The organism is Armatimonas sp. (genome assembly GCF_043760365.1).
Lineage (GTDB): Bacteria > Armatimonadota > Armatimonadia > Armatimonadales > Armatimonadaceae > Armatimonas.
This window is the reverse complement of sequence record NZ_JAYUPA010000502.1, coordinates 1-1629: the sequence shown is the minus strand read 5'-3', so window position 1 is coordinate 1629 and position 1629 is coordinate 1. Positions and strand designations below refer to the sequence as shown.

General features: G+C 59.4%; 3 protein-coding genes. All 3 read right to left on the bottom strand.

Going from position 1 to position 1629, the window contains the following annotated elements:
• Positions 1–839: tRNA 2-thiouridine(34) synthase MnmA (gene mnmA, locus ACH2EH_RS11765; RefSeq protein WP_395141881.1), on the bottom strand; the 839-nt coding region annotated here is incomplete at its 3' end.
• 24 nt (positions 840–863) lie between these two features.
• Complete coding sequence (locus ACH2EH_RS11760; RefSeq protein ID WP_395141879.1) at positions 864–1178, bottom strand: hypothetical protein; 315 nt, start codon at positions 1176–1178, stop codon at positions 864–866.
• A gap of 9 nt (positions 1179–1187) precedes the next feature.
• Positions 1188–1629: hypothetical protein (locus ACH2EH_RS11755; protein ID WP_395141877.1), on the bottom strand; the 442-nt coding region annotated here is incomplete at its 5' end.

The window sequence follows — 1629 nt, the reverse complement described above, 5'->3', positions numbered from 1 at the left end:
AGCTCTTCGTCCGTGCCGACCACCACCGTGTTGGTCTGCGCCTCGACCCGCAAAACATAGAGCGGGAGAGGGGAGCCGACATTGATGCGCTTGCGCTGGCCGACGGTAAAGAACGCCGATCCATCGTGATTGCCCAGTGTTTTGCCGTCGGTATCCACAAATTTCCCGGTCTGCACGAGCTCGGGGGCTTCGCGGGCGAGAAACTCGGTGTACTTGCCCCCCTGCACAAAGCAGATCTCCTGTGAGTCTGGCTTGTCAGCGACCAGGAGGCCGTACTGCCGCGCCAAGGCGCGGGTCTCCGCCTTGCTGGTGAGCTCACCCAGCGGCATGGTCATGTGCGCAAGCTGGTGCTGCTTCGTGGCATAGAGCGCGTAGGTCTGGTCTTTGGAACTCTCTGCCGCCCGCGCTAGCCCCCAGCGCTTGGTCTGTGTATGCTGAAAGATCTTGGCGTAGTGCCCTGTGGCAAGCTTGCTCGCCCCCAGTACGAGTGTTTTTTCCAGAAGCGCATCGAACTTGATGTAGCGATTACAGTTGACACACGGGTTGGGAGTGCGCCCGCGCCGGTAGTCCTCGATAAAGGGCTTGATGACGGCATCGGCGAAGGGCTGCTTGTAGTTCAGAACGTAGTGCGGAATGCCGATCCGCGCCGCCACCCGACGGGCGTCTTCCACAGCACCGAGCGAGCAGCACCCTGCTCCTTTGGTTTCCGTTGTGCTCTCCTGCCAGATTTGCAGCGTGATACCAATGACCTCAAAGCCCTGCTCCACGAGCAAGGCTGCTGCCACGGACGAGTCCACCCCGCCACTCATCGCCACAACTACTTTTTCACGAGCACTCACAGGTCTCAGTATATCGCGTCGCGCTCAGCGTTTTTTTTTCGTGAGGCTCAGCGGCTTGAGAGTCTTACTAGCTTGGTCGTGCTCCCGGAGAAACTTCTCCACGAACTTGGGTCCCCGGTCATCAACGAGCTTTTCCAGCACCAGCCGCGCTTTAGCAACGTCCACACTAATCTGGTTCGCTTCGGCTTGATCGGCCACGGCTTTTTCCAGGAAGGCGACAGAGATCTCGGTCTGAGTGGCGAGCCACTGCTGCCAGAGCTTCGCGATGCGCTCGGGGGTTCCATAGAGCTGGGCGAAGCGCTCCCAGACACTAACAAGAGGAGTCTCGGTATCCGTCATGAAGGCATTCTATCGGATGCGCTGCTGGGCTGCTGTCCCTGCCAAAAGATAGATTAGCGTCGAAAGAAGCAGCAGAGCAAGAAATCCCCCCGAGATTCGTAGCAGATTCTGCTGCCGGTCTCGGCGATCCCGAGCGGGATCGGGCCACCCCGCAGCCTTGTAGGCGCTGGCGTAGGTATAGAGCGCACTGTCCGCTGCCTGGCTCAGAGTATCGTAGGAGTTGGCAGCGATCTCGATGCGAACGCGCCCCTCCCGCCCTGGTTTCCAGGAGATCTGAACCGAGGCGGGTTCCCCATCCACTTTGATGACACCAGCAATCAGCGCGGCAGGCAGGTCGTGCTGCTCCACCTTTCCAATACGGCGAAAAGCGCGCAGCGCACGCTCCCCTACGCGCTCCACGGTTCCATCTACAGAAAGTTCTAAGTACCGACTCATAGGTTTGCCATCTACT